This is a genomic window from Parvimonas sp. D9 (assembly GCF_035282565.1).
GTDB lineage: Bacteria > Bacillota > Clostridia > Tissierellales > Peptoniphilaceae > Parvimonas > Parvimonas micra.
The window spans coordinates 1-231 of sequence record NZ_JAYKBM010000285.1 but is presented as its reverse complement, the minus strand read 5'-3'; the positions used below and the strand labels follow the sequence as shown (position 1 = coordinate 231).

Genomic DNA, 231 nt, shown 5'->3' with positions numbered 1-231 from the left:
TAAAGAAACGTAATAATGAAAAAGTACGTAGTACTTTTGATACATTTATATTAAAATTAGCAGAATCATAAGAAAAAGGTACTGTATTTTTTTTTTTATTTTTTAAAATAGAAAAGTTCAATAAAACTAAAAAAATACTCTGCCATAACTTAATTTTTTTTTTATTTTTTAAAAAAAAAATTAATTCCATTATTTTTTTTATAGTGTTGCTTATTTGTTTTTCAAAATCTA

At 16.9% G+C, this 231-nt stretch carries 1 protein-coding gene; it reads right to left on the bottom strand.

Features of this window, described 5'->3' with window-relative positions; all coding sequences use genetic code 11:
- A partial coding sequence (locus VJI94_RS08890; RefSeq protein ID WP_324009116.1) for a hypothetical protein occupies nucleotides 1-190 on the bottom strand: 190 nt, incomplete at its 3' end.
- Nucleotides 191-231: the final 41 nt, after the last annotated feature.